General features: G+C 71.1%; 24 protein-coding genes and 2 tRNA genes. 20 read left to right on the top strand and 6 right to left on the bottom strand.

Translation table 11 applies throughout. The features are described 5' to 3' along the window. Positions 1–112 precede the first annotated feature (112 nt). From K933_RS04380 to K933_RS04370, 3 genes are all read left to right on the top strand, one after another. Positions 113–185: transfer RNA gene (locus K933_RS04380), tRNA-Val, on the top strand. Between the two features lie 488 nt (positions 186–673). Next, positions 674–2011 (top strand): hemolysin family protein, encoded by a 1338-nt coding sequence (locus K933_RS04375; protein ID WP_023393479.1) that lies wholly within the window; start codon positions 674–676, stop codon positions 2009–2011. Positions 2012–2084: 73 nt separating this feature from the next. Continuing rightward, positions 2085–3359: a M20/M25/M40 family metallo-hydrolase gene (locus K933_RS04370; RefSeq protein WP_023393478.1), complete on the top strand. Its 1275-nt coding sequence runs from the start codon at positions 2085–2087 to the stop codon at positions 3357–3359. Between the two features lie 39 nt (positions 3360–3398). Here the strand turns inward: K933_RS04370 and K933_RS04365 are convergent, their stop codons facing one another. Continuing rightward, a complete protein-coding gene (locus tag K933_RS04365) occupies positions 3399–4508 on the bottom strand; it encodes a pyridoxal phosphate-dependent aminotransferase (protein ID WP_394295676.1) in 1110 nt (369 codons plus the stop codon). 317 nt (positions 4509–4825) lie between these two features. On the opposite strand from K933_RS04365, the gene K933_RS04360 reads away from it, so the two are divergent. The 5 genes from K933_RS04360 to K933_RS04340 all read left to right on the top strand — a co-directional run bounded on the left by K933_RS04360 (position 4826) and on the right by K933_RS04340 (position 9519). After that, positions 4826–5947 (top strand): ABC transporter substrate-binding protein, encoded by a 1122-nt coding sequence (locus K933_RS04360; protein WP_023393476.1) that lies wholly within the window; start codon positions 4826–4828, stop codon positions 5945–5947. A 1-nt stretch (position 5948) separates the two neighbouring features. Then, positions 5949–7181 carry an ABC transporter ATP-binding protein gene (locus K933_RS04355; RefSeq protein ID WP_023393475.1) on the top strand — a complete coding sequence of 411 codons (1233 nt, stop codon included), beginning with the start codon at positions 5949–5951 and terminating at the stop codon, positions 7179–7181. A 4-nt stretch (positions 7182–7185) separates the two neighbouring features. Next, on the top strand, positions 7186–8118 hold the full coding sequence (locus K933_RS04350; RefSeq protein WP_023393474.1) for an ABC transporter permease: 933 nt from the start codon (positions 7186–7188) through the stop codon (positions 8116–8118). Continuing rightward, the gene (locus tag K933_RS04345; RefSeq protein WP_023393473.1) at positions 8115–8948 is read left to right on the top strand and encodes an ABC transporter permease; all 834 of its coding nucleotides are present in this window, start codon (positions 8115–8117) and stop codon (positions 8946–8948) included. The genes K933_RS04350 and K933_RS04345 overlap by 4 nt, the downstream gene beginning before the upstream one ends. Before the next feature lie 88 nt (positions 8949–9036). Next, entirely contained in the window at positions 9037–9519 is a 483-nt protein-coding gene (locus K933_RS04340; RefSeq protein WP_161631403.1) for a RidA family protein, read from the top strand. A 32-nt stretch (positions 9520–9551) separates the two neighbouring features. Here the strand turns inward: K933_RS04340 and K933_RS04335 are convergent, their stop codons facing one another. Beyond that, a complete protein-coding gene (locus tag K933_RS04335; protein ID WP_023393471.1) occupies positions 9552–10514 on the bottom strand; it encodes a DUF7351 domain-containing protein in 963 nt (320 codons plus the stop codon). 134 nt (positions 10515–10648) lie between these two features. Between K933_RS04335 and K933_RS18590 the strand changes: the two genes are divergently transcribed. From K933_RS18590 to K933_RS04310, 5 genes are all read left to right on the top strand, one after another. Continuing rightward, positions 10649–11281: a hypothetical protein gene (locus K933_RS18590; RefSeq protein ID WP_023393470.1), complete on the top strand. Its 633-nt coding sequence runs from the start codon at positions 10649–10651 to the stop codon at positions 11279–11281. Positions 11282–11342: 61 nt separating this feature from the next. Then, a tRNA-Phe gene (locus tag K933_RS04325) sits at positions 11343–11416 on the top strand. 248 nt (positions 11417–11664) lie between these two features. Beyond that, complete coding sequence (locus K933_RS04320) at positions 11665–12519, top strand: MBL fold metallo-hydrolase (protein WP_023393469.1); 855 nt, start codon at positions 11665–11667, stop codon at positions 12517–12519. A 179-nt stretch (positions 12520–12698) separates the two neighbouring features. Then, complete coding sequence (locus K933_RS04315; protein WP_049947609.1) at positions 12699–13112, top strand: DoxX family protein; 414 nt, start codon at positions 12699–12701, stop codon at positions 13110–13112. A gap of 115 nt (positions 13113–13227) precedes the next feature. Next, positions 13228–14046, top strand: coding sequence for a lamin tail domain-containing protein (locus K933_RS04310; RefSeq protein ID WP_023393467.1), 819 nt, complete (start codon positions 13228–13230; stop codon positions 14044–14046). Between the two features lie 144 nt (positions 14047–14190). Here K933_RS04310 and K933_RS04305 read toward each other — a convergent pair whose 3' ends face one another. Then, positions 14191–15057, bottom strand: coding sequence for an FkbM family methyltransferase (locus K933_RS04305; RefSeq protein WP_023393466.1), 867 nt, complete (start codon positions 15055–15057; stop codon positions 14191–14193). A 324-nt stretch (positions 15058–15381) separates the two neighbouring features. On the opposite strand from K933_RS04305, the gene K933_RS04300 reads away from it, so the two are divergent. From K933_RS04300 to K933_RS04280, 5 genes are all read left to right on the top strand, one after another. Then, on the top strand, positions 15382–15576 hold the full coding sequence (locus K933_RS04300) for a cold-shock protein (protein WP_023393465.1): 195 nt from the start codon (positions 15382–15384) through the stop codon (positions 15574–15576). A 136-nt stretch (positions 15577–15712) separates the two neighbouring features. Then, entirely contained in the window at positions 15713–16567 is an 855-nt protein-coding gene (gene nucS / locus K933_RS04295; protein ID WP_023393464.1) for an endonuclease NucS, read from the top strand. 84 nt (positions 16568–16651) lie between these two features. Further along, entirely contained in the window at positions 16652–17182 is a 531-nt protein-coding gene (locus K933_RS04290) for a 50S ribosomal protein L16 (protein WP_023393463.1), read from the top strand. Between the two features lie 110 nt (positions 17183–17292). Further along, the gene (locus K933_RS04285; protein WP_049947590.1) at positions 17293–18468 is read left to right on the top strand and encodes a thiolase C-terminal domain-containing protein; all 1176 of its coding nucleotides are present in this window, start codon (positions 17293–17295) and stop codon (positions 18466–18468) included. Further along, a complete protein-coding gene (locus K933_RS04280; RefSeq protein WP_023393461.1) occupies positions 18465–18896 on the top strand; it encodes a Zn-ribbon domain-containing OB-fold protein in 432 nt (143 codons plus the stop codon). Before K933_RS04285 ends, K933_RS04280 begins: the two co-directional genes overlap by 4 nt. Before the next feature lie 57 nt (positions 18897–18953). On the opposite strand, the gene K933_RS04275 is transcribed toward K933_RS04280, so the two are convergent. From K933_RS04275 to K933_RS04265, 3 genes are all read right to left on the bottom strand, one after another. Beyond that, the gene (locus K933_RS04275; protein ID WP_023393460.1) at positions 18954–19934 is read right to left on the bottom strand and encodes an alpha/beta fold hydrolase; all 981 of its coding nucleotides are present in this window, start codon (positions 19932–19934) and stop codon (positions 18954–18956) included. A gap of 99 nt (positions 19935–20033) precedes the next feature. Further along, positions 20034–21260 carry a methylmalonyl Co-A mutase-associated GTPase MeaB gene (gene meaB, locus K933_RS04270; RefSeq protein ID WP_023393459.1) on the bottom strand — a complete coding sequence of 409 codons (1227 nt, stop codon included), beginning with the start codon at positions 21258–21260 and terminating at the stop codon, positions 20034–20036. Continuing rightward, positions 21257–21679 (bottom strand): cobalamin B12-binding domain-containing protein, encoded by a 423-nt coding sequence (locus K933_RS04265; RefSeq protein ID WP_023393458.1) that lies wholly within the window; start codon positions 21677–21679, stop codon positions 21257–21259. Before K933_RS04265 ends, meaB begins: the two co-directional genes overlap by 4 nt. Before the next feature lie 124 nt (positions 21680–21803). Here K933_RS04265 and K933_RS04260 point away from each other — a divergent pair, with 124 nt between their 5' ends. Then, the gene (locus K933_RS04260; RefSeq protein ID WP_049947589.1) at positions 21804–22262 is read left to right on the top strand and encodes an RDD family protein; all 459 of its coding nucleotides are present in this window, start codon (positions 21804–21806) and stop codon (positions 22260–22262) included. 69 nt (positions 22263–22331) lie between these two features. Further along, positions 22332–22705: RDD family protein (locus tag K933_RS04255; RefSeq protein WP_023393456.1), on the top strand; the 374-nt coding region annotated here is incomplete at its 3' end.

Here is a 22705-nt window from a genome sequence, read left to right as displayed (position 1 = left end):
CGAGGAGAGGCCGACCGGATGGGGTCCCGGCGCGAACGCGGGGCGACGCGACCCCCGAGCGCCGGGTCGGAACGAAAAGCGTTATTCGACCGCGGCGGGTTCGAACGGGTGCGGGCTCGTGGTCTAGTGGTTATGACGCTTCCCTTACAAGGAAGAGATCGGTGGTTCGACTCCGCCCGAGCCCACTTCTGACGCCACCACTGCGAGGAGCGAAGCGAACGGAGTGAGCGGACGCGACGAGCCGGTGGCGTCTGCGTGGCGTTAGCGGAGTCGAATCAGGGAGTGGAGCGAGCAGCGCGAGCGGAACGACCGCGGTTCGACTCCGCCCGAGCCCAGTCGAGTGCCCGAGCGGTAGCGAGGGCCGAGACGTCCCGCGAGGCGGCGTCGAAGTAGACGACGAGCGAGTGCCAGCGAGCGACGTCGGCGTGGTTCGACTCCGCCCGAGCCCACTTCTGACGCCGCCACCGCGAGGAGCGGAGCGAACGGAGTGAGCGGACGCGACGAGCCCGCATCGGCTGGACGGCGTGGAACGTATCTCGTACGCGTTCTTCTCCGCTTCGCCGACGACGGCGGGCCACCGTCCGCGGCGTATTTAGATGGTTTTAGTAGATGGAACGAGAGGAACCGGTGTGAACACGCTACGAGCGAACGACGGCACGTCTCGGGAGCGCCGATGGTAGACGTCGCGCTCTCGGTGGGACAGGTCGTCGTCGCGCTGTTTCTCGTGGTTCTGAACGGCTTTTTCGTCGCTTCGGAGTTCGCGTTCGTCCGGATCCGGGGAACGTCGGTCGAACAGCTCGCCGCGGAGGGGCGACCCGGCTCGGGGGCGCTCCAGGGGGTGATGACGAACCTCGACAACTACCTCGCGACGACGCAGCTCGGCATCACCATCGCGTCGCTGGGGCTGGGGTGGGTCGGCGAACCCGCCGTGGCGGCGCTCATAGAACCCGTACTGGCTCCGATTCTCCCCGAGACGACGCTCCACCTCGTCGCCTTCGCTATCGGCTTCGGTATCATCACGTTCCTCCACGTCGTCTTCGGCGAACTCGCGCCGAAGACGCTCGCGATCGCCCAGACCGAGCGACTCTCGCTGTTCCTCGCTCCGCCGATGAAACTCTTCTACTACCTCCTCTATCCGGGGATCGTCGTCTTCAACGGGGCGGCAAACGCGTTCACGCGGTCGCTCGGCGTGCCGTCCGCCTCCGAGTCGGACGAGACGCTCGGCGAACGGGAACTCCTCCGGGTACTCGCTCGATCCGGCGAAGAGGGAGACATCGACGTGGCCGAGGTGAAGATGATCGAGCGCGTGTTCGATCTCGACGATATCGTGGTGCGGGAGGTCATGGTTCCGCGACCGGACGTGGTGAGCGTTCCGGAGGACGCCGCGCTGTCGGAGCTCGAGTCCATCGTCTTCGAGGCGGGCCACACGCGCTACCCGGTTCTCGACGCCGACGACGGGGACCAAGTCGTCGGATTCGTCGACGTCAAGGACGTGTTGCGAGCGGAGGTGGGCGACGGGGACGCCGAGGTAGTCGGCGACGTCGCCCGCGAGATTCTCGTCGTCCCGGAGACGATGACGATCGGCGACCTCCTGCGGCAGTTCAGGGAGGACCGCCAACAGGTGGCCGCGGTCATCGACGAGTGGGGAGCGTTCGAGGGGATGGCGACGGTCGAAGACATCGTCGAGGCCCTCGTCGGGGACCTCCGAGACGAGTTCGACCTCGACGAGCGCGAACCCTCGATTCGCCCGCGCGACGACGGGGGGTACGACGTCGACGGAGGGGTTCCGTTGTCGAGACTCAACGACGCTCTCGGTGCGGGCTTCGAGAGCGATGAGGTAGAGACCATCGGCGGACTGGTGCTCGAACGACTCAACCGCACGCCGGAAGTCGGTGACAGCGTCGAAATCACCGGTCACGTCGCCGAGGTGACGAGCGTCGAGGGGGCCCGAATCGTGACGGTGCGGATCCACGAGACGGACACCGACGAACCGCCGGAGGAGCGGGAGTAGAGACCGACTCCTCCCGTTCGGCCGCCGCCACCGACACGTTTTTGTGTCGATTCTCGGAGCAACAACGCGATAGATGCCCGAGTTCTCCGAGTACGACGAGGAGTTGCGGACGTTCGTGGAGTCGCTGATCGAGTTCGACACCACCGGCGGGGGGGAACTCGCCGCCCAGGAGTGGCTCCGCGAACGGTTCGAGGCGTTCGGCTTCGAGACGTACGAGTGGGCCGCCGACGCCGAGGCGCTCGCGGTCCACCCCGAGTTCCCCGACGACCCCGCGGAGATACAGGTCGAAGATCGGCCGAGCGTCGCGGGCGCCGTCGAGTTCGGCGACCCCGACGCCGGGCCGACGGTCGTACTGAACGGCCACGTCGACGTGGTGCCCGCCGACGAGACGCTGTGGGAGACCGACCCGTTCGACCCAGTGTGGGGCGAGGAAGACGGCGAGGAGACGCTGACCGCTCGGGGCGCGGCGGACATGAAAGCCGGGCTGAGCGCGTGCGTCTTCGCCGCTAGACTGCTGATGGACGCGGCCGAGGCGGGCGAGGCGTCGGGCCTGGACGGTCGGGTGGTAGTCGAGAGCGTCGTCGGCGAGGAGGAGGGCGGCGTCGGCGCCGCGACGGCGGCGCTCGACAACCCGTACCCGTTCGACCGCGACGCCGCGCTGGTCGCCGAGCCGACGGGGCTGACCCCCGTGGTCGCCACCGAGGGGAGCGTGATGAAGCGGCTCCACGTCGACGGCCGGTCGGCGCACGCCGCGCGCCGGTGGAACGGCGAGTCCGTCCTCCCGCACTTCGAGCGGATTCGACGGGCGTTCGAGCGACTGGAGGCCGAACGAGCGGAACGGGTCCGCCACCCGCTGTACGAGCGGTTCGACTCGCCGTGGCCGGTCAACGTGGGCGTGGTCCGCGCGGGGTCGTGGCCCTCGTCGGTGCCCGCGTCGCTCGACGCGGACGTGCGGATCGGGGTCGCGCCGGGCGAGACGCTCGAGGAGGTGGAGGCGGAGTACGACGAGCGGTTGGCCGAGGTGGTCGCCGACAGCGAGTGGCTCTCGGCGCACCCGCCGACGTTCGAGCGGACCGCCATCCAGTTCACGCCCGGCGAGACCGACCCCGACGCGGCGGTCGTGGGGGCGCTCCGCGAGGCGATGGCCGCCGCGGGGGTCGAGGGGGAACCGGTCGGCGAGACGTACGGCGCGGACTCCCGGCACTACATCCACGCCGGGATACCGACCGTCCTCTTCGGCCCGGGCGACATCGACGAGGCGCACTTCCCCAACGAGAGCATCGCGTGGCCGGAGGTGTCGACGGCGGGCGGCGTCGTCGCGGACGCCGCCCGGCGACTGCTGTCGTGACGCCGCGTCGTCTCCGGCGTCGGGCCGTCGCCGCGTCAGCTACCAGAAGCGGTTCTCGTCGAGGCGGGTGAGCGCCTCGTCGATGGTGTCGCGGTTGCGCGAGAAGGTGAACCGGACCCAGTCCTCGCCCTCGTCGGTGTAGAAACTGCTCCCGGGGACGGCGGCGACGCCCGCCTCGCGGATCAGCCGCAGGGTGAACTCGGTGTCCGGTTCGTCGGTCGGGTAGCGGGTCAGCATGTAGTAGGCGCCGTCGGGTTTCACGGGGTCGAGCCCCACCGAGCGCAGCCCGTCGTACAGCCGCTCGCGACGCCGCTCGTACGAGTCGGAGAGGTCGTCGTAGTAGTCGTCGGGCAGCGAGAGCGCCTCGACGCCCGCGCGCTGGAACGGCGTGGGCGCGCAGATGCTGGTGTAGTCGTGGAACTTCCGGAGCTCCGCCGACAGCGGTTCGGGCGCGAGCGCGAAGCCGACGCGCCAGCCCGTGACCGAGAACGTCTTCGACATGCCCGTACAGACGACGGTTCGCTCGGCGAGGCCGTCGACGGTGACGGGGCTGCGGTAGTGGTCGGCGTAGACGATGTGCTCGTATATCTCGTCGGTGATCACGACCAGGTCCTCCGCGACGGCCACGTCGGCGATCAGGTCGAGTTCGGCGGGCGTGAACACCTTCCCCGTGGGGTTCTGGGGGTGGTTCAAGATCAGAACGGAGGCGTCGCGTGCGGCCGCCCGGAGCGGTTCCTCCTCGACGGCGAGGCCGTCGGTGATGTCCAGCGGGAGCGGCCGGCCCTCGGCGAACTGGACGCCGGGGATGTAGCTCTCGTACGTCGGCTCGAAGTAGACGACGCCGTCGCCGGGGTCGCACAGCGACAGCAGCGTCGACATGATAGCCTCGCTGGTGCCGCAGGTCACCGTCACCTCCGTCTCGGGGTCGTACGCGACGCCCTTCCAGTCGGCGTACCGCTCGGCGACCGCCTCGCGGAGTTCGGGCAGCCCCCACGTGATGGTGTACTGGCTCGACGTGTCGATGGCCTCCTTCGCCGCGCGCTTGACCGACGCGGGGGTCTCGTCCTCGTCGGGGATGCCCTGCGAGAGGTTGACCGCGTCGTGGCGGCGGGCCTCGCGGGTCATCTCGCGGATGACCGACTCGTTCATGCCGCGCACCCGCCGGCTCCCGACCGGTTCGTCGAACGCGTCCGCGTCTCGGACTGTCATACCCCGACTACACCCCGGGGGGACCATAGGGGTCGGTGTTGGGGTAATCCTCCGGTCGACGTCGCGAACGCCGACCGAACGTCTACCGACGGGCGAACGCGGCGCCGAACCGATCGGGAACTGCGGGTCGAGCGTTCGGTTCGGCCGCCGCGGCGGGAACCCATCCGACACTCTTATCTCCCCCACCTAGAGTGAGTATCGCATGGCACATCACCACGACCGCGGGACGGGAGAGGGTCCCTTCCGGGGTGAGCGGGATGCGTGAGCGGTCCGACCCGCCGGCGTTGAACCGCCGGCGGTTCCTCGAAGGCGCCGCGGCGGCGGGGATCACCGCGTCGGCCGCGGGCTGTCTCGGCGGCGGTGGCGGCGGCGACGACCGCGTCCCGATGGACGTCGCCGAGTGGCCGCCCGAGGACATCGGCTCGCAGTTGAACATGTGGAACTGGTACGACAGCTGGGTCGAGTGGGCCAGCGGGGCGTTCGAGGAGGAGTTCGACGTGAGCGTGAGCAACACGGGCTACTCCTCGCCCGACCAGTGGTACTCGCAGTTGGAGGCGGACAACTCCGAGATAGACAACATCGCCGCCACGACCAACTGGGTCGAACGCTCGATCGAGAACGACTTCCTCCACGAACTCCCGGTCGACGTGATGCCCGCCTGGGAGAACATCACCGACCGGGTCAAGCAGGCGAGTTCCTACCAGCAGGACGGCAGCGTCTACGCCGTCCCGGAGGCGTTGGTGTTGTACCCGCTGACGTACAACGACGAGTACTTCGACTCCGCACCCACCTCGTGGGGCGTCCTCTGGGACGACGAACACGAGGGGGAGCTGTGCATGTGGGACAACGCCACCGTCTCGTGTCAGATAGCGGCGATGTACACCGGCCAGGACCCGATCGACCCCGACGACTTCGACGAGATCCGGGAGGTGCTGATCCAACAGAAGCCGCTGTTGCGCACCTACTGGGGCGACTACCAGCAGGGCATGAGCCTGTTCGTCAACGAGGACGTGGTCGCGGGTCCGCTCACGATGGGCCGGACGTACACCGCGCGGTTCGGCGAGGGGGCGCCCGTCCACTACACCGCACCCGAGGAGGGGGCGATGTACACCAGCGACCTGTTCGTCATCCCGCGGGGGGCGCCCAATCCGATGGCGAGCCTCCAGTTCACCAACTGGGCCAGCCAGCCCGAGAACGCCTCCCGGCTGTTCGAGACGATGGGCTACCTGCCCGCGGTCGACATCACCGACCAGCTCTCGGAGGAGGACGCCGAGTTCGTCGACTGGCCCGACGAGTGGAACCTCGTCTTCTCGGCCACGCTCTCGGACGAGGTCCGGTCGCAGTACGACGAGATCTGGACCGCGGTCAAGGCGGCGTAGGATGTCGCTGCTTCGCGTCCGCAGTCTGACCAAGGAGTTCGGCGACCTCACCGCGGTCGACGACGCGGGGTTCGACGTCGAGGACGGCGAGTTCGTCTCGATCCTCGGCCCCAGCGGGTCGGGCAAGTCGACCGTCCTCCGGATGGTCGCGGGGTTCGAACAGCCCACCGACGGCGAGATACGGCTCGCCGGCGACGACGTGGTCGGGTCGCCGCCGTTCGAGCGCGACGTCAACATGGTGTTTCAGGACCTCGCGCTGTTCCCCCACCTCACCGTCGCCGACAACATCGGCTACGGGCTCAAACAGCGGGGCGTCCCCGCCGACGAGCGACGCGAACGGACCGAGCGGATGCTTGAGATGGTGCGATTGGAGGGGTACGGCGACCGCAACCCCGCGGAACTGTCGGGCGGCGAACAGCAGCGGGTCGCGCTCGCGCGCGCGCTCGTGAACGAGCCGGCGCTCGTGCTGTTCGACGAACCGCTCTCCAGCCTGGACCGCAAGCTCCGCCAGCACATGCAGGGGGAACTCCAGCGGATCCAAGCGGAGACGAACACCACGTTCCTCTACGTCACCCACGACCAGGAGGTGGCGCTCGCGGTGTCCGACCGGCTGATCGTGCTCGACGACGGCCGGATCCAGCAGGTCGGCCCGGTCGAACAGTTGTACGAGGCGCCCGCGAACAAGTTCGTCGCGGACTTCATCGGCGACGTCAACGCCGTCGAGGCGCGAGTCGAGGCGGTCGAGACCGACCGGGTCGTGGTCGACGCCGGCTCCGGGCCGGTCGGGGTCCCGCGCGAGCGCTCGCCCGACGTGGCGGCGGGCGACGCCGTCGACGTCTGCGTCCGGCCGTATCTGGTGCGCGTCACCGCCGAGCCGCCGGCCGGCGACACCGAGGCCGACGCGGCCGTGGCCGCCGGCACGGATACCGACGCGGACGCCGGTACGGACACAGACGCCGACCGGGTGGCGGGGACGTTCTCGTCGCCGGGGACGGTGCGGAGCCGGAGCTACCAGGGGAGCGACTCGCTGTACGCCGTCGAGACCGAGCGGTGGGGGCCGGTCTCCGCGGAGGTGCGGACCGGTTCGTTCGACGTCGACGACGCGGTCACCGTCGCGTGGGACGGCGCGGACGTCCACCTCTACGAACGCGACGCGGCCACCGGGACCGGGGCGGCGGGTGCGGAGTCCGGATCCGGACCCGAGGCCGAGACCGGGCCGGGAGCGGGGGGCTGACCCCGTGGCCGAGGGTTCGGGGTCGACGGGGTCGACCCGCGCGGACGGGGCGGCGGCCCGCGACGGGCGGCTGGGCGGGCTGACGGCGTACCTCCGCGACCGGCCGCGGCTGCGGACGCTCGCGGTCGCCGGCCCGCCGTACGCGGTGCTGTTGCTGTTCTTCGCGGTCCCGCTGGTCGCGATGGTCGTCATCTCGTTTCAGACCGGCGAGATCGGCGGCGCGTGGACGCTGTCGAACTACACGGGGTTCGTGACCTCGTCGACGTACCTCACGGTGGTCTGGAAGACGTTCGTCGTCAGCGTGCAGGTGACGGCCATCGTCACCGTGGTCGGCTACTCGCTGGCGTACAGCATCGTCCGGTTCTCGAAACGGACGACCGCGCTGCTGCTGTTGGTCATCCTCCCCTTCTGGACCAGCTACATCATCCGGATGTACGCGTGGATCAACATCCTCCAGAGCGACGGCGTGCTCGACTCGACGCTCGAACTGCTCGGCCTGCCCGCGGTGGGGCTGTTGTACAGCGAGCCCGCCGTGATCATCGGGTTCACGTACGTCTGGCTCCCGCTGGCCGTGTTGCCGTTCTACGCGTCGTTGACCAACCTGAACCCGGCGCTGATCGAGGCGTCGAAGGACCTGGGTGCGGGACCGATCCGGACGTTCCGCTCGGTCACGCTCCCCATGACGGTCAACGGCGTGATCACGGGCGTCATCCTGGTGTTCATCCCGACGTTCGGCTCGTTCGTCACGCCCCGGCTCCTGGGGGGGACCAGCAACATCATGATCGGGATGGTGATCGAGAACCAGTTCAAGAGCGCGTTCAACTGGCCGTTCGGCGCCGCCATCGGGATGATCATCTCGGCGGTGGTGGTGCTGTTGCTGCTCGCGGGGACGCGGCTCGGCGGCGGCCTGCTCGGCTCTGGGGGTGAGGAGGCGTGAGCCCGCTCGACCGACTCTCGCGGCCCGTCGAGCGGTTCGCGCACGCGCACGCCTCGCGGCTGGCCGCGGCCGTGACCGCGCTCGTGGTGGCGTTCCTCTGGGTGCCCATCGCGGTGCTCGTGTTCATGTCGTTCGCCGACGGGGGCGTGCTGTCGTTCCCGCCCGAGGAACTCACCCTGCGGTGGTACGGCGCGTTCCTCTCGAACGACGCCGCGCTCGAAGCCATCGTGACCACGCTCACCATCTCGCTGCCCGCGACGGTGGTCACCGTCACCCTCGCGACGATGATCGCGTACGCCGTCGACCGGTACGCGTTCCCCGGCCGGGACGCGCTCCAGTTGCTCGCGACGCTCCCCATCGTCGTCCCGCTGGTGGTGACGGGCGTGGCGATGGTGCTGTTCTTCGACGGCACGCTCGGGCTGCCCGGCTACGTCTCGACGGTGCTCGCACACGTGATCCGGACGCTGCCGTTCGCCACGCTGGTCATCCTCCCGACGATGCTGACGTTCGACCGCGGGCTGGAGGAGGCGTCGAAGGACCTGGGCGCCGACGAGTTCGGGACGTTCCGGCAGGTCACCCTCCCCAACATCCTCCCCGGCATCGTCGCCGGGAGCCTGCTCGCGTTCACCATGTCGTTCAACGAGTTCGTCTTCACCTACTTCGTGAAGGGGTCGGGCGCGCCGACGCTCCCGGTGTACATCTGGAACCAGATCCGGTACGACGTCACGCCCGAGGTGAACGTCATCAGCGTCGTCTTCCTGCTCGTGGCGGTGGGGATGGTGCTGGTCGCCGTCTCGCTCACGCGGGTCGAACTGGTCGCGCGGCGGTGACGGCCGGACGCCGCTCGTCCGGCGTTTCGGTCCCGAGACCGCCACCCCGTGCGAAACGGTGATGTACGAGCGGCGAGACCGACACGGAGTGAGAAAGACCGTCATCGACCCCGGCGTGGGCGAGCAGTTGGACGCGTTCGACGACAGCGAGGTGGACGGGCTGGTCCACTCGAACGGCGTCGCGGTCGGGATGGACGGCTACACCCGGGTGTTCCTCTCGGGTGTCGTCGCCCTCGACGACGAGGAGAACGTCGTCGGCGTCGGCGACGTGGAGACGCAGACGCGGACCGTCCTCGAGACCATCGAGAGCTACCTCGCGGAACTCGGCGGGGGGATGGACGACATCGTGCGCGTCCGGGTGTACGTCGACAGCGTGGCCGACGAGGAGTTCGTCACCGTCCACGAGGTGCGCGACGAGTTCTTCGACCCCGAGCACTACCCCGCGAGCACGCTGGTCGAAGTCGAGTCGCTGGCGTTCGACGACCTGCTGATCGAGGTGGACGCCGACGCGGTCGTCCCCGACGACGGCTGGGACGTCGCCGCGCCCGTCGAGACCGACCCCGAGGAGTGACGCGGTAACGACCCGTTACCGTCCGCTCCGGCTCACTCGCTGAGGTGCGCGCCGAGTTCGTCGGGCGGCGACGGCGCCTCCCTGCGGACCGACCCGTCGGCGGCGACGACGACCTCGCGGTCGTCGGGCGGGGCGTACACCACCTCCGGGGTGCCCCCGTCGGCGCGGCGGACGCGAGTCGGCCAGTCGACCACCGTCACGTACCGCCGCCAGGCGTCGCCGTCGGCGTTGGCGGCCGAGAGCGCCTCCCGGACCGGGTCGCGGTGGGTGAACGCGAACGCCGGTGGGGCGACCCGACGGCGCTCGCACGTCTCACACGACAGTTCCACCAGCGCCTCGAACCCGGTGTGACACCGGTCGCAGGTGGTCGACCCGGTCTGGCGGTGGCACTCACACCGGCGGACGCTCGGCGTCGCGACGCCGCCGCAGTCCGGACAGAGCCCGTCGGTCATCGTCTGGAGGCGACGTTCGTACCCGAGCGTCGCCGGCGCGAGCAGCGTCGACGGGTCGCGGGCGTTCGCGCCCGCGGGCGGAAACGAGACGGCGAGGAGCGTGCCGTCGGGGACGTAGTCGAACTCCAGTAGGCCGACGCAGTCGGCGCAGTGGACGAACACGTGTTCGTTGGCGTACGACAGACGGACCTGCCCGCCACACCGCGGGCAGACGCGGCCCGTCCCGACGGGGTCGACCCTCGGCGACTGGGTGAGCGTCCCCGCGCGCAGGACGCGCACCACCTCCCGGCCCGGAGCGCGGAGCGCGTAGCCGCCGCGCAACTTCTCGACGAAGTGGCCGGTGAGCTGCGTCAGATGATAGTTGAACCGCCCGCTGTCGGGTTCGCCCACCGCCTCGCGTAGCGTCGAGTAGGCGACGGCGCCCCGGCCGGTCCCCCGACCCCGCGTCTCGTCGTACAGCGCCTGTAGGACCGCCAGACGCGTCTCGTCGCCGAGGAGCGAGAACATCGAGACGGGGTCGAGGTCGGCGGGTGCCTCGGCCATGGGCCGAATGGTGTGGCAGTCCGTATAACTATGTGGACCGATACCGCGGTAGCCACTGGCTTCTCCCCCGGCGACCGCGGGGCTGCGTGCGAAGACAGCATATCTTTGCCCGCGCGGACACTGTGTCGGGTCGTATGCCCACGGAGGGAGAGCCGCAGTTCGGCGGGAGACGCGCCGTCGTCGCCGTCGCTATCGTCGTCGTCGCCTGCGGCGTCGCCGCGTTCGTCGTCGGCGTCGGACCGTTCGGCGGCACCGACGCGGGGACCGGCGACGTTCCCACCGCGACCGCCAGCCCCTCGCCCTCCGGCGGGTCGGGCGGGTCCGGCGGCGGTGGGGGGAGCGGCGGTACCGGTGGCGGTGGAGGGAGCGGTACCGGTGGCGGCGGGGGTGGCGGGAGCGGTGACGGCGGCGACGCGGACCGGCCGCCGTACACGTTCAGCGTCGCGGCGATAGAGAACTGCGGGCGGACCTGCCGGGACGTGACCGTCGAGTTGACGAACAACCGCCGACAGGCCGCCGAGGACGTCGTGGTCCGCACCCGGATATTCGCGGGCAACACCACCGACGCCGACGCGCGGGTCTGGCGGGGGCGCGAGGCGGTCGGACGCCTCGACGCGGGGGCGACGACCACCGCGACCAAGCGCGTGAGCCTCGGCTTCGGCGCGGCGCTGTCGGTCCAGCAGAACGACGGTTGGATCACGATCCGGACGACGGTGGAGTCGGCCGACGTGACGCGGACGTTCACCGAACGCCGCGACGTGATCTGAGTCGGCGACGGCGGACGGGTTTCGAAATCCTTTTTTCACCCGCGCGGCTCGTTCGAGACGCGCCGCCTTAGCTCAGACTGGGAGAGCACTCGACTGAAGATCGAGCTGTCCCCGGTTCAAATCCGGGAGGCGGCATATTCTGCGGCTACGAACGGAGTGAGTAGCCGAAGAAACGACGCCGAACGAATTCTGAACCCTACCAGACGCGCGCAGCGAAGCGAGCACGTCCGGTTTCGGTTCAAATCCGGGAGGCGGCACGTTTCTGCGTCCGACACAGCGAACGAGCGACCCACGGGTCGCGTCGGAACCTTTACCGACGGGTGTGTGAACTGCTCACCCGTGAACCACCGCGGCGCAACCGGCGGCGGACGGGGAGGAGGCCGATGACCATCACCAGCGACTGGGGCGAGTGGTGGATCCGCGAGGAACTCGAAGGCGCCGCGGTCGAGGGCGTCTCGATGTGGTTCCTCGGCGTGACCGGGTGGGCGGTCCGGACGCCCGAGACCACCGTCTACATCGACCCGTACTTCAGCACCGAACGGGACCGCGAACACGTCGCCCGGATGCCCCCGGTGCCGATGGAGCCGGGGTGGGCGAGCGCCTGTGACGCGGTGTTCTGCACCCACGACCACCGCGACCACTTCTGGCCCCCCTCGTTCGGGCCGCTGCTCGACCACGGCGGGTCGGTCCACGCGCCCCCCGAGTGTTACGAGAACCACGACGTGAGCGGCGTCCCCGACGACCGGCGGGTCCCGGTCGACCCCGGCGACAGCTACGCGGTCGGCGACCTGACCGTCCACGTCCGCGGCGGGCGCGACCCCGACGCGGACGGAAGCGTCACCTACGTGATCGAGACGCCCGAGGGGACGATCTTCCACGGCGGCGACAACCGCCCCTGTGAGGCGTTCGAGGCGGTCGGCGACGAGTTCGACGTCGACCTCGGCATGCTCTCGTACGGCACCACCGGCCGCCTGCCGGGCGACGACGGCGAGCCGGTCCGACGGAAACTGTACAACGACGCACAGGACGTGATCGACGCGGCGAACGCCGTCGGCATCGACCGCCTCGTCCCGACGCACTGGCGGCGCTGGCGGTCGATCCAGGCCGACCCCGGCGCGCTCAAGACGGCGGCGACGACGTTCGACTACCCGCACGTGATCGAGGAGGTGGAGGTGGGCGACCGTCTCCGCCTCGACCGGCCGGGCGTCGTCACGCCCGCGTGGGTCGGCGGGGAGTGAGCGGCGACGACGCGAGCGGCGCCGACAGCGCCGTCGCCGGCGCCAACACGACGCCGGCGCCACAACACGACGCCGGCGCCAACACGACGCCGGCGACACCCGACGCGCGCGTCGGCGGGCGCGCGTGCCGTGGGGCCGTGGGAAACGCTCTTGGAGCGCCGCCCCGTCCCCGCGAGGAGATGCGCGACAGCCCGACCCGACTCGAGCGGCCGCTGCTGTACGTCATGAGCCTCTTCTATACGGTCGCGGGCGTAACTCACTTCCTCGTCCCCGGGGCGTACGAGCGGGTCGTCCCGCCGTCGTTCCCCCGACCGCTCGCGCTGGTGTACCTCTCGGGCGTCGCCGAAGTCGTCCTCGGGGTGGGCGTTGCGGTCCGCCGGACGCGCCGGGTCTCCGCGTGGGGACTGGTCGCGCTCCTGGTCGCGGTGTTCCCGGCGAACGTCTACATGGCGACCCACGATATCGCGGCCGAGATGGTCCCCGACCGGGCGGCGGGCGTCGCACGCGCGGCGGCGTGGCTCCGCCTCCCGCTGCAGGGCGCGTTGGTCCTCTGGGCGTGGTGGTACACGCGCCCGACGCTCGCGGGGGAGTGAGCGGGCCACGCCGCTCCGTGCGGCCGCCTCCACTCCGCCCACGAGCGTCGTCCGCCCGCGGGACGTTGCCCCTGCCGGCCCAAGCGCCTAACGCGCGAGGGGACGAAGGGCGCCCATGGTCGACGACACTCGCGAGCGCGAGCAGTGGTGGACGACGAACCACCGACTGATCCGCGATTGGGCCGACGTGCGTGGCGTCCGCCCCGTGGTCGACGAGGGCGACGGGACCGACAGCCTCCGACTCGAACGCGACCCCGACGCGGGGGTAGGCGACGGGTCGTCGTGGGACGCGTTCTTCGCCCGCTTCGACGCCGAGGGGAAGGCGTTCCTCTATCAGGCGTCCGGGACTGCCGAGGGGACGACCGGGTCGAACCAGCCGTGGGCGGTCGTCGACCGCGACTCGATCGACGACCGCGCGGCCGCGGCGCGGAACGTCGACGACCCCGACGCCGCCGGCGACTTCGGTCCCGTGAGCGACACGGGCGAGGGCGAACCGGTGGCGTCGAGCGACCGCGCCGAGTCGCCGACCGACCCCGAGTCCGCGACGCCGGGCACGAGTACCACCCGGAACGAGGCGGACGCGACCGGCACGGGGTACGAGGGACTCGTCGTCGACGAGATCAGGGAGGCCGGCGGGAGCCTCGACCCGGGGTCCGACGAGTACGTCACGTTCGAGAACGCGAGCGAACGACCGCTCGACCTGTCGGGCGTGGCGGTCCACAACGAGGCGGGGAGCCGCTACGAGTTCGACGACCTGACGCTCGACCCCGGCGCCCGCGTCACACTCCACGCCGGCGACGGCGAGGACACCGACGCTGACCGCTACTGGGGCGCCGACGACCCCGTCTGGGCGACCCGCGGGGAGACCGTCTTCGTCGAGTCGCCCGACGGCGACCGGATCGTCGAGGAGCGGTACAAGGGCGGTCGGGAGTAGCGACGGCGGCGGGACCGAGGAACCGAATACGCGCGCACGCTCCCGGTCGCGCAACGTCCGGTCTCCCGCGTTCGCGTCCGAGCGACCGGTCGGTCGGACGACCTCGTCGCTTCGTCACCGCGTAGGCGAACGCGTCGTCGACCGCTACCGGACCGGCCTCTCCGCCTTGAGGTGGGTCTCGGTTTCGCGTTCGACGAGCACGGACACGTCGAACCCGAGCGACTCGAGACGGCCGACGACGGCGTCGTACGACGCGCCGAAGTCGTCCGACGACGGCCGGTTCGAGCTGTCGTGGTGGACCTCACAGTAGACGAGTCGGCAGTCGTCGTCGCCGAGCGTCCGCTCCAGCCCGTCGATCACCAGCGGCTCGGCGCCCTCCACGTCGATCTTGACGACGGACGGGGCGGGGAGGTCGCCGCGCCGGACCAGTTCGTCGCCGCGTTCCGCGCGGACCTGCGCGTCGCACGAGTCGGCGGGGTCGATGGCGGCGACCCCGCAGACCTCGTCGACGGGCGACGCGAACTCCACGAGTCCGGGTTCGTCCGAGAGGACCGACTCGACCACCGTGACAGCGGCGTCGTTGAGTTCGAGGTTCCGGTGGAGCGCCGCGACGTTCGGCCCGAACGGTTCGACCGCGGCCACGCGGCCGTCGGTCACGGCTTCGGCGGCGAGACAGGAGACGATCCCGATGTTGGCGCCGACGTCGACGACCGTGTCGTCGGGTTCGAGTTCGCCGAGCAGGTCGGCCAGCAGCCGCCGCTCGTTCCCCCGTGCGTACAACACCGCGTTCGCTTTCGCCGCCGACGAGACGTCGAATCGACCCCGAACACCGTTCACGTCGAGTTCCATCGTCCCCTGCCGGACGGTCAGCCGCGTCTGTACGGGCCGGTAGTAGTTGTGGTACAGGTACTTGTTCGCCCTCGCGGCTAGCCCGCTCAGGCCCTCCCCGTCGAACACCTCGACGCTCCGCCTGTACTTCTCGCCGACCGAACTCTCCCGGGTGACGCTCATACTCACTCCTCCGTCTACCGATACTTAGACGTGATCAACCAATTATCGGAATAGATAATAGATTGCCGATCGACTGCGTTTTCGACGGCCTGTGGACGCCGACACTCCGGACGACGCCGACTACCTCCAGCGGAGAGACCTGAGTCGGGCGCTTCGCGACGGGGAAGCCTCGGTGAGGGGGCCCTCGGGGTCGCTCGTCCGCACGCCGGACCGCGGGCGGGAACCGGTCTCGACCCACTCTGCGGGCGATCCGGGCATCGTCACCGTCTCACGCGCCGCGTCCGGTCTCGCAAGGATTATACGGCGTCGTCCGCTCTGACCGGTATGGCAACTGGGAAAGTTGACTTCTTCAACGACACGGGCGGCTACGGTTTCATCGAGACGGACGATTCGGACGAGGACGTGTTCTTCCACATGGAGGACATCGGCGGCCCCGACCTCGAAGAGGGGCAGGAAGTCGAGTTCGACATCGAGCAGGCCCCGAAGGGTCCGCGCGCGACGAACCTCGAGCGCCTGTAAGGCCGCCGCGTCCGACGCGACGACGAACTACGGTTTCTCTCCTCTTTCACGACCGGACAGCGTCCCGCACGTCCCTCCCCACTCGGCGGGCGGGGGCGGCAGACGGCTTATCACCGCCGACGGCCAACGCCAGAACGTGAGTCCGGTCAGCCTCCACGACCCGAGCCACCGCGAGACGCTGTGGGAACTGGAGGCGGCGTTCGACCGCGGCGACATGGTGACCGTCTTCGGCGCCTGCACCGTCGAGTACGACGGGCGCGCCGCCTCCTCGCTCGGGGAGGGCGCGCGCCTGCTCGTGTTGAAACCCGACGGGTCGGCGCTCGTCCACACCGACGAGGGCCGCACGCCGGTCAACTGGCAGCCGCCGGGGAGCGAACACCGCGCCGCCGTCCGCGACGGCCGCCTCCGCGTGCGGAGCAGTCGCACCTCGCCCGACGAGACGCTCGACGTGCGCTTCACGTCCGTCTCGCATCTCGCGTCCTACCCCGTGACCGGCGGGCGCGGCGTCGACGTCGTTGGGAGCGAGGCCGACCTCAAACAGCGGGTCGTCGAGGAGCCGTCGCTGGTCGAAGACGGGTTCGAGCCGGCCGCGACCGAACGCGAGACCGCGGCGGGTCCGGTCGACGTGTTCGGGACGGACGCCGACGGCAACCCGCTGGTCGTCGAACTCAAACGCCGGCGGGTCGGCCCGGACGCGGTGGGCCAACTCGCCCGCTACGTCGGTGCGGTCGAACGCGAGGAACCCGACGGCGTCGCCGTCCGGGGGGTGCTGGTCGCCCCTTCGATCACCGACCGGGCGCGCGACCTGTTGGCCGAGGAGGGGTTAGGCCACGTCGCGGTCGACCCGCCCGACGACGCCGCGGGCGCGGCCGACGCTCCGGACGCCGCCGAGTCGGACGGGTCGGGCGCCGCGGGAGCCTCCGAGGGCGTCGGCCGGGGGGACGGCGACGCCGCGGCGACCGACGGGAGCGGCGCGGACGAGCGGACGTAGCGAGCGACTCTGACGGCCCCCCGCACGCCGGGAGTCAAAACGCAGGGTTTATTCGCCGGACCGCCGTTCTCCCGCTAAGTAACCATGTCCGACAAACCCGCGTCGATGTATCGGAACATCGACAAGCCGTCGTACACCCGTCGCGAGTACATCACGGGGATCCCGGGCTCGAAGATCGCACAGCACAACATGGGCGACCTAAAGGCCGACCCCGACGACTACCCCGTCGAGATCTCGCTGCGGAGCGAGGAGGACCTCCAGATCCGCCACGGCTCGTTGGAGTCCGCGCGGCTGTCGGCCAACCGCCACCTCCTGAAGGAACTCGGCGAGGGTAACTACAAGATGGTGCTCCGGAAGTTCCCCCACCAGGTGCTCCGGGAGAACAAGCAGGCGACCGGCGCGGGCGCGGACCGCGTCTCCGACGGGATGCGCCAGGCGTTCGGCAAGCCCGTCGGCACCGCCGCCCGCGTCGGCGCCGGCGAGAACATCTTCACCGCCTACGTCGACGTCGACGACGCCACCGCGGCCAAGGAGGCGTTCCGTCGGGCGTACAACAAGATGTCGCCGCCCTGCCGGATCGTCGTCGAACGCGGCGAGGACCTCCTCGTCCGGTAACCCGGTCGCCGACGACCGACACCGACTCCGGCTTCTCCCGCGCTCTCGCCGTTCCGTAGTGCCGCCGCCGCGCCGGCAGGTCTATGGCCGCTCGCGTGCTCCTCCCCCACATGAGCCGCGCGAGCGGAGTCCGGGTCGCGGGCGTCGGGCTGACTCCCTTCGGCGCACACGCCGGCCGGACCGGCAGGGACCTGTTCGCGGAGGCGGCGCTCGCGGCGCTCGACGACGCGGGCGTCGCCGCGGGCGACGTGGAGGGACTCGACTACGGCAACTTCATGGGCGCGCTCGCCGAGCGGCAGGGCCACCAGGCGCCGCTCGTGGCGGAGGCGGCGGGCCTGCGGTGTCCGGCGACGCGCTACGAGGAGGCGTGCGCCTCCGCCGGAGTGGCGGTCCGCGCCGCGGTCCAAACGATCCGCGCCGGCGAGGCGGACGTGCTCGTCGCGGGCGGGATGGAGCGGATGACCAACCTCCCGACGCCGGAGGTGACGGAGGCGCTCGCGGTCGCCGCCGACGAACTGTTCGAGGTGCGCGCGGGCGTCACCTTCCCCGGCGCGTACGCGCTGATGGCGCGGGCGTACTTCGAGGCGTACGGCGGGAGCCGGGAGGACCTCGCGCACGTCGCGGTCAAGAACCACGCCAACGCCCTCGACAACGAGTACGCCCAGTACCAGCGCGAGATAACCGTCGAGCAGGCGCTCGACTCGCCGACGGTGGCCTCGCCGCTGTCGCTGTACGACGCGTGTCCCATCACCGACGGCGCGAGCGCGGTCGTGCTCGTCTCGGAGGCGTACGCCGACGACAACGATCTGGACGCCCCCGTCGCGGTCACCGGCACCGGACAGGGCGCAGACCGGATGGCGCTCCAGGACCGCGCACAGCTCGCGCGGACGCCCGCCGCCGACCGCGCGGCCGAGGCGGCGTACGCCGACGCGGGCGTCGGTCCCGCCGACGTCGGGGTGGCGGAGGTCCACGACTGTTTCACCGTCGCGGAGGTGTTCGCGCTCGAGTCGCTCGGGCTGTACGAACCGGGGGAGGCGGTCGGCGCCGCCCGGCGGGGCGAGACGACGCGCGACGGCGCGGTGCCCGTGAACCTCTCGGGCGGGCTGAAGGCGAAGGGGCACCCGGTCGGCGCGACGGGCGGCTCCCAGATAGCCGAGTTGACGCGCCTGCTGCGCGGCGACCACCCCAACAGCGACGCCGCGTCCGACGCCACCGTCGGCGTCACCCACAACGCGGGCGGCACCGTCGCGAGTGCGGTGGTCCACGTGCTGGAGGTGGTCGAGTGAGCGGCTCCGGCGGGGGGGCAGACGGGGGCGGGGGCGGCCCGCCGCGCGCCACGGGCTACGACGAGTGGGTCGAGGCGCTCGCGGCCGGCCAGGGGTTCTACCTCGCGTGCTCGAACGGCCACGGCTCGCTCCCGCCCCGGCGGGTCTGCCCCGACTGTGAGTCGCGCGACCTCTCGGAGGAACCGCTCCCCGAGGCGGGCGAGGTGGTCACGTTCTCGGAACTCCACGTCGCCGCGCCCGCGTTCGCCGACGAGACGCCGTACGTGACCGCGATAGCCGACTTCGGGCCGGTCCGGCTCACCGGCGTCGTCCGCGGCGTCGACGCCGACGCGGTCGACGTCGGACTGGCGGTCGGCGCGACGGCGACCGACCCGAGAGAGGGAACCGACGGCGGGTCCCGCCGGCGGGTCGTCTTCGACCCGCGGTGAGGTGACTCGGGCCCCGGGGACCCACGGACGCGGGGTGAGCCGATTCCGTCCGGGTCGCTACGGCTCCGACCCCGACTCCTGTTCGACCGTCACCGACCGGCCGTCGGGCAGGTCGCCGCGCACCAGCGCCGCGAACTGGGGACCGAACTCGACGTGCGGCAGCAGCATCGCGTCGTCGAAGACGACGAGTTCGGCGTCCGCCGTCTCGGCGAGGTCGCGGCCCGCCGATAGCGGCGGGAGGTCGGCCTCCCGCCCCCAGACGACCGTCACCGGCGCGTCGAGGGCGGCGAGCGCGCTCCCGAGGTCGATATCGCTGTTGAGGTGGCCCGAGACGAACGACGCGGGCGCGAACTTGGCGTTCCGCTGGTGGGTGGTCCGCCACTCGTAGTCGGACCAGTCGTCGCCCGCCTTCTCGGGGTCCCAGTAGCCGTGGTCGGCGTTGAAGTAGCGGATGCCCGCGCGGGTCGTCAGCAGACCGAAGGCGGCGTCGCCCGCGACCGGCGCGCGGAGGAGTTCACGGAGCCACGTCTTGGGCGGTTCGGGGCCGGCGGTCCCGGTCGGACAGACCAGCGTGAGCCCCGAGAGGGCGAGGTCGTCGGCGACCGCCGCGACGTACGCGGCCGTCAGCGAGGAGGCGACCACGTGGGCGTCGTCGAACTCCGAGACGAAGTCGCGGACGAAGTCCTCGTACAGCGCCGCCGAGTAGCGCAGCGGCGGGCGGTCCGACCGGCCGAAGCCGGGGAAGTCGGGCGCGACGACGTGGTACTGCTCGCCGAGGTCGGTGAACACCTCGCGCCACTCGCCGGCCGACCCGGCGGCGTTCATCCCGTGGAGGAAGACGAGCGTCTCGTCGTTCTCCTCGCCGCGTTCGGCGTACGCCACCTCCATCCCGCGCCAGCGGTACGCCTCCTGTTGGCCGGCCAGCGGGGCTTCGAGGTGGCCGGCCCTCCGGCGGAGCGCGCGCGTCGCCGCCAGCGTCCCGACCGCACCCGCCGCCGTCGCCGCGAGCGTCGACTTGAGAACTGACTTCGGTCGCATGTCGTGCGGTTCGGTCCCGGACGACTTAGTTCGGGTGGCACGGACCCGGCGACCCGGCGACGACGGACCCGCCGGCGGGGGCCGACCCGGGACCGTCGGTCACTCGTCGCCCGAACGGTCGCCCGTCTCGCGCCCCTCGCCGACGCAGTCGGCCAGCGGGGCCAGCACCTCGTCGGCGACCGCGTAGGGGTCGGTCTCGCGGGCGCGCACCCGTTCGGCGAGCGCGTCGACCCCGCCGCGCGCGTCGAGTTCGCGTTCGAGGAGCGCGGCGGCGTCGCTCCGGAGGAGGTGTCTGATCTCCGCCGCGTGGCGCTCGCGCTCCCGGTCGGCCAGCCGCCCGGACGACTCCAGCCACGCCCGGTGGGCGTCGAGCGTGTCGAGCAGCTCCCCGACCCCCTCGCCGTCGGTGGCGACGGTCTCGAGCACCTCGGGGTCCCAGTCGTCGTCGGTCGCGTCGTCGGGTCGGTCGGCGTCGCCCGCGGCGCCGACGGGACCGTCGGAGCCGGCGGCGCCGTTCGCGTCGGCCCCGCGGCCGTCCCCGTCGACGCCGTGGTGGCCCGCAGCCGCGCCGACGCCGCTCGCGTCGCCGTCGCGCATGTGGAGCATCTCGCGGAGGTCGGCGACCGTCCGGCCCGCGCCGTCCATGTCGGCCTTGTTGACCACGAACACGTCGCCTATCTCGAGGATGCCCGCCTTCAGCATCTGGACGTCGTCGCCGGAGCCGGGCTGGACCAACACCGCGACGGTGTCGGCGGTGCGCACCACCTCCACCTCGTTTTGGCCCGCGCCGACCGTCTCGATCACGACGCGGTCCTTGCCGAACGCGTCGAGCGCCTTCACCGCGTCGGCGGTCGCCGTCGAGAGACCGCCGAGCGTCCCCCGGGCGGACATCGACCGGAAGAACACGTCCATGTCGCCCGCGTTCGACGCCATCCGGATGCGGTCGCCCAGCACCGCGCCGCCGGTGTACGGCGAGGAGGGGTCGACCGCGATCACGCCGACGGTCTCGCCGCGGTCGCGGTACGCCCGCGCGAGTTTGTCCACCAGCGTCGACTTGCCCGCGCCGGGCGACCCGGTGACGCCCACCACCGACGCGCTCCCCGTGTGCTCGTGGAGCCGCGAGACGATGTCGCGGTAGCCCGGCGCGCGGTTCTCGATCTTCGAGATGACGCGCGCGAGCGCGCGGTGCTCGCCGTCGAGGAGCGCGTCGACCAGGTCGGCGTCGCGGCCGTCGCCGCCGGTATCGCGTTCGGTTCCGGCCGCGCCGCTCGCCGTCGACGCCCCGTCCCGCTCGGTCGTCTCGCCGTCGGAGTCGCCGGGCGTCATCGGCGGTCGGGCGCGTGCTCGCGGACGAACTCGACCGTCTCCGACATCGGCGTGCCGGGTCCGAACACGGCGGCGACACCCATCTCCAGTAGCTTCTCGCGGTCCTCGTCGGGGACGATCCCGCCGACGAGGATCAGGGTGTCGTCGAACGCGCCGTACTCCTCGAGCCCCTCGATCACCTTCGGGACGAGCGTGTTGTGCGCCCCCGAGAGGATCGAGATGCCGAGCACGTCCACGTCCTCCTGGACGGCCGCCTGAACGATCTCCTCGGGCGCGCGGTGGAGCCCCGAGTAGACCACCTCGAAGCCGGCGTCGCGGAACGCCCGGGAGATGACGTGCGCCCCCCGGTCGTGTCCGTCGAGCCCCACCTTGGCGATGAGACAGCGGACCGTCCGCTCCTCCCGCTCCTGTGTGCTCATGTCACACGGTTCGCGTTCGCGGCGTTTGACTGTACCGGAGGGTCACCCGCGTGACGGCTCTCGACCCGCGGGGAGCGCCGACCGCGTCGGAACGCTTTTGAGACCGACAACTAACCGACCCCGCATGGCTCGACCACAGCCGCGGATGGGAACCGAGGGTGACGTGATCGGCGCGCGAATCCTGGCGTACATCGTCGACACGGTGGTGATCGGCGTCGTCGTCTTCGCGCTGGCGCTCGTCTTCGGCCTGCTCGGCGCCGGGTTCGGGAGCCGTGGCGTGTTCGGCGCCGGTCTGCTCGTCGCCGGGCTGGTCGGACTCCTCCTCCAGTTCGGCTACTTCATCTACTTCGAGGGGAAGTCCGGCCAGACCCCCGGCAAGCGCCTGCTGGACATCGTGGTGGTCCACGAGGACGGCAGCGCCTGCGACTACGGCTCCGCCACCGTCCGGAACCTCCTCCGGATCGTCGACCAACTCGGGATCGTCATCCCGTATCTCGTCGCGCTCATCCTCATCTTCCTCACCGACGACAACCAGCGTATCGGCGACATCGTAGCCGACACCGTCGTCGTGAAAGCGGAGTAACGGCGGTCGTACGGGCGCGTCGGCCCGCTCCCCGGAGGACTTTTCTCGCGGCCGTCCGACGCGCGAACCGTGTCCAGCCCGCCCCCACCGAACGGCGCGGACCTCCGCACGCTCGGCCGGAGAGCGGTCGCCGCCGCCGTCGACCACGCGCTCGTCGCCCTCCTCGCGGCGGTCGCCGGCGTCCCGCTGGCGGTGTTCGGGCGGGTGGAGCCGTCGCTGCTCGTCGGCGTCGGCACCGTCGTCTGGTTCGGCTACTTCGCGGGGCTGGAGGCGCTCGCCGGCCGGACGCTCGGCAAGCGCCTGCTCGGCCTGACCGTCGTCACCGACGCCGGCGGCCGCCCGGACGCCGCGGCCGCGGCGGTCCGGACGCTGTGTCGCGTCGTCGACTGGCTGCCGGCGGGCTACCTCCTCGGCGCGGCCGTCGTCGCGGTGGGCGCCGACGG

The sequence above is a fragment of the Candidatus Halobonum tyrrellensis G22 genome (assembly GCF_000495475.1).
In the GTDB taxonomy this organism is placed as follows: Archaea; Halobacteriota; Halobacteria; order Halobacteriales; family Haloferacaceae; genus Halobonum; species Halobonum tyrrellense.
Note: the sequence above shows the minus strand (reverse complement) of the source record. Positions and strands in the feature narration are given on the sequence as shown.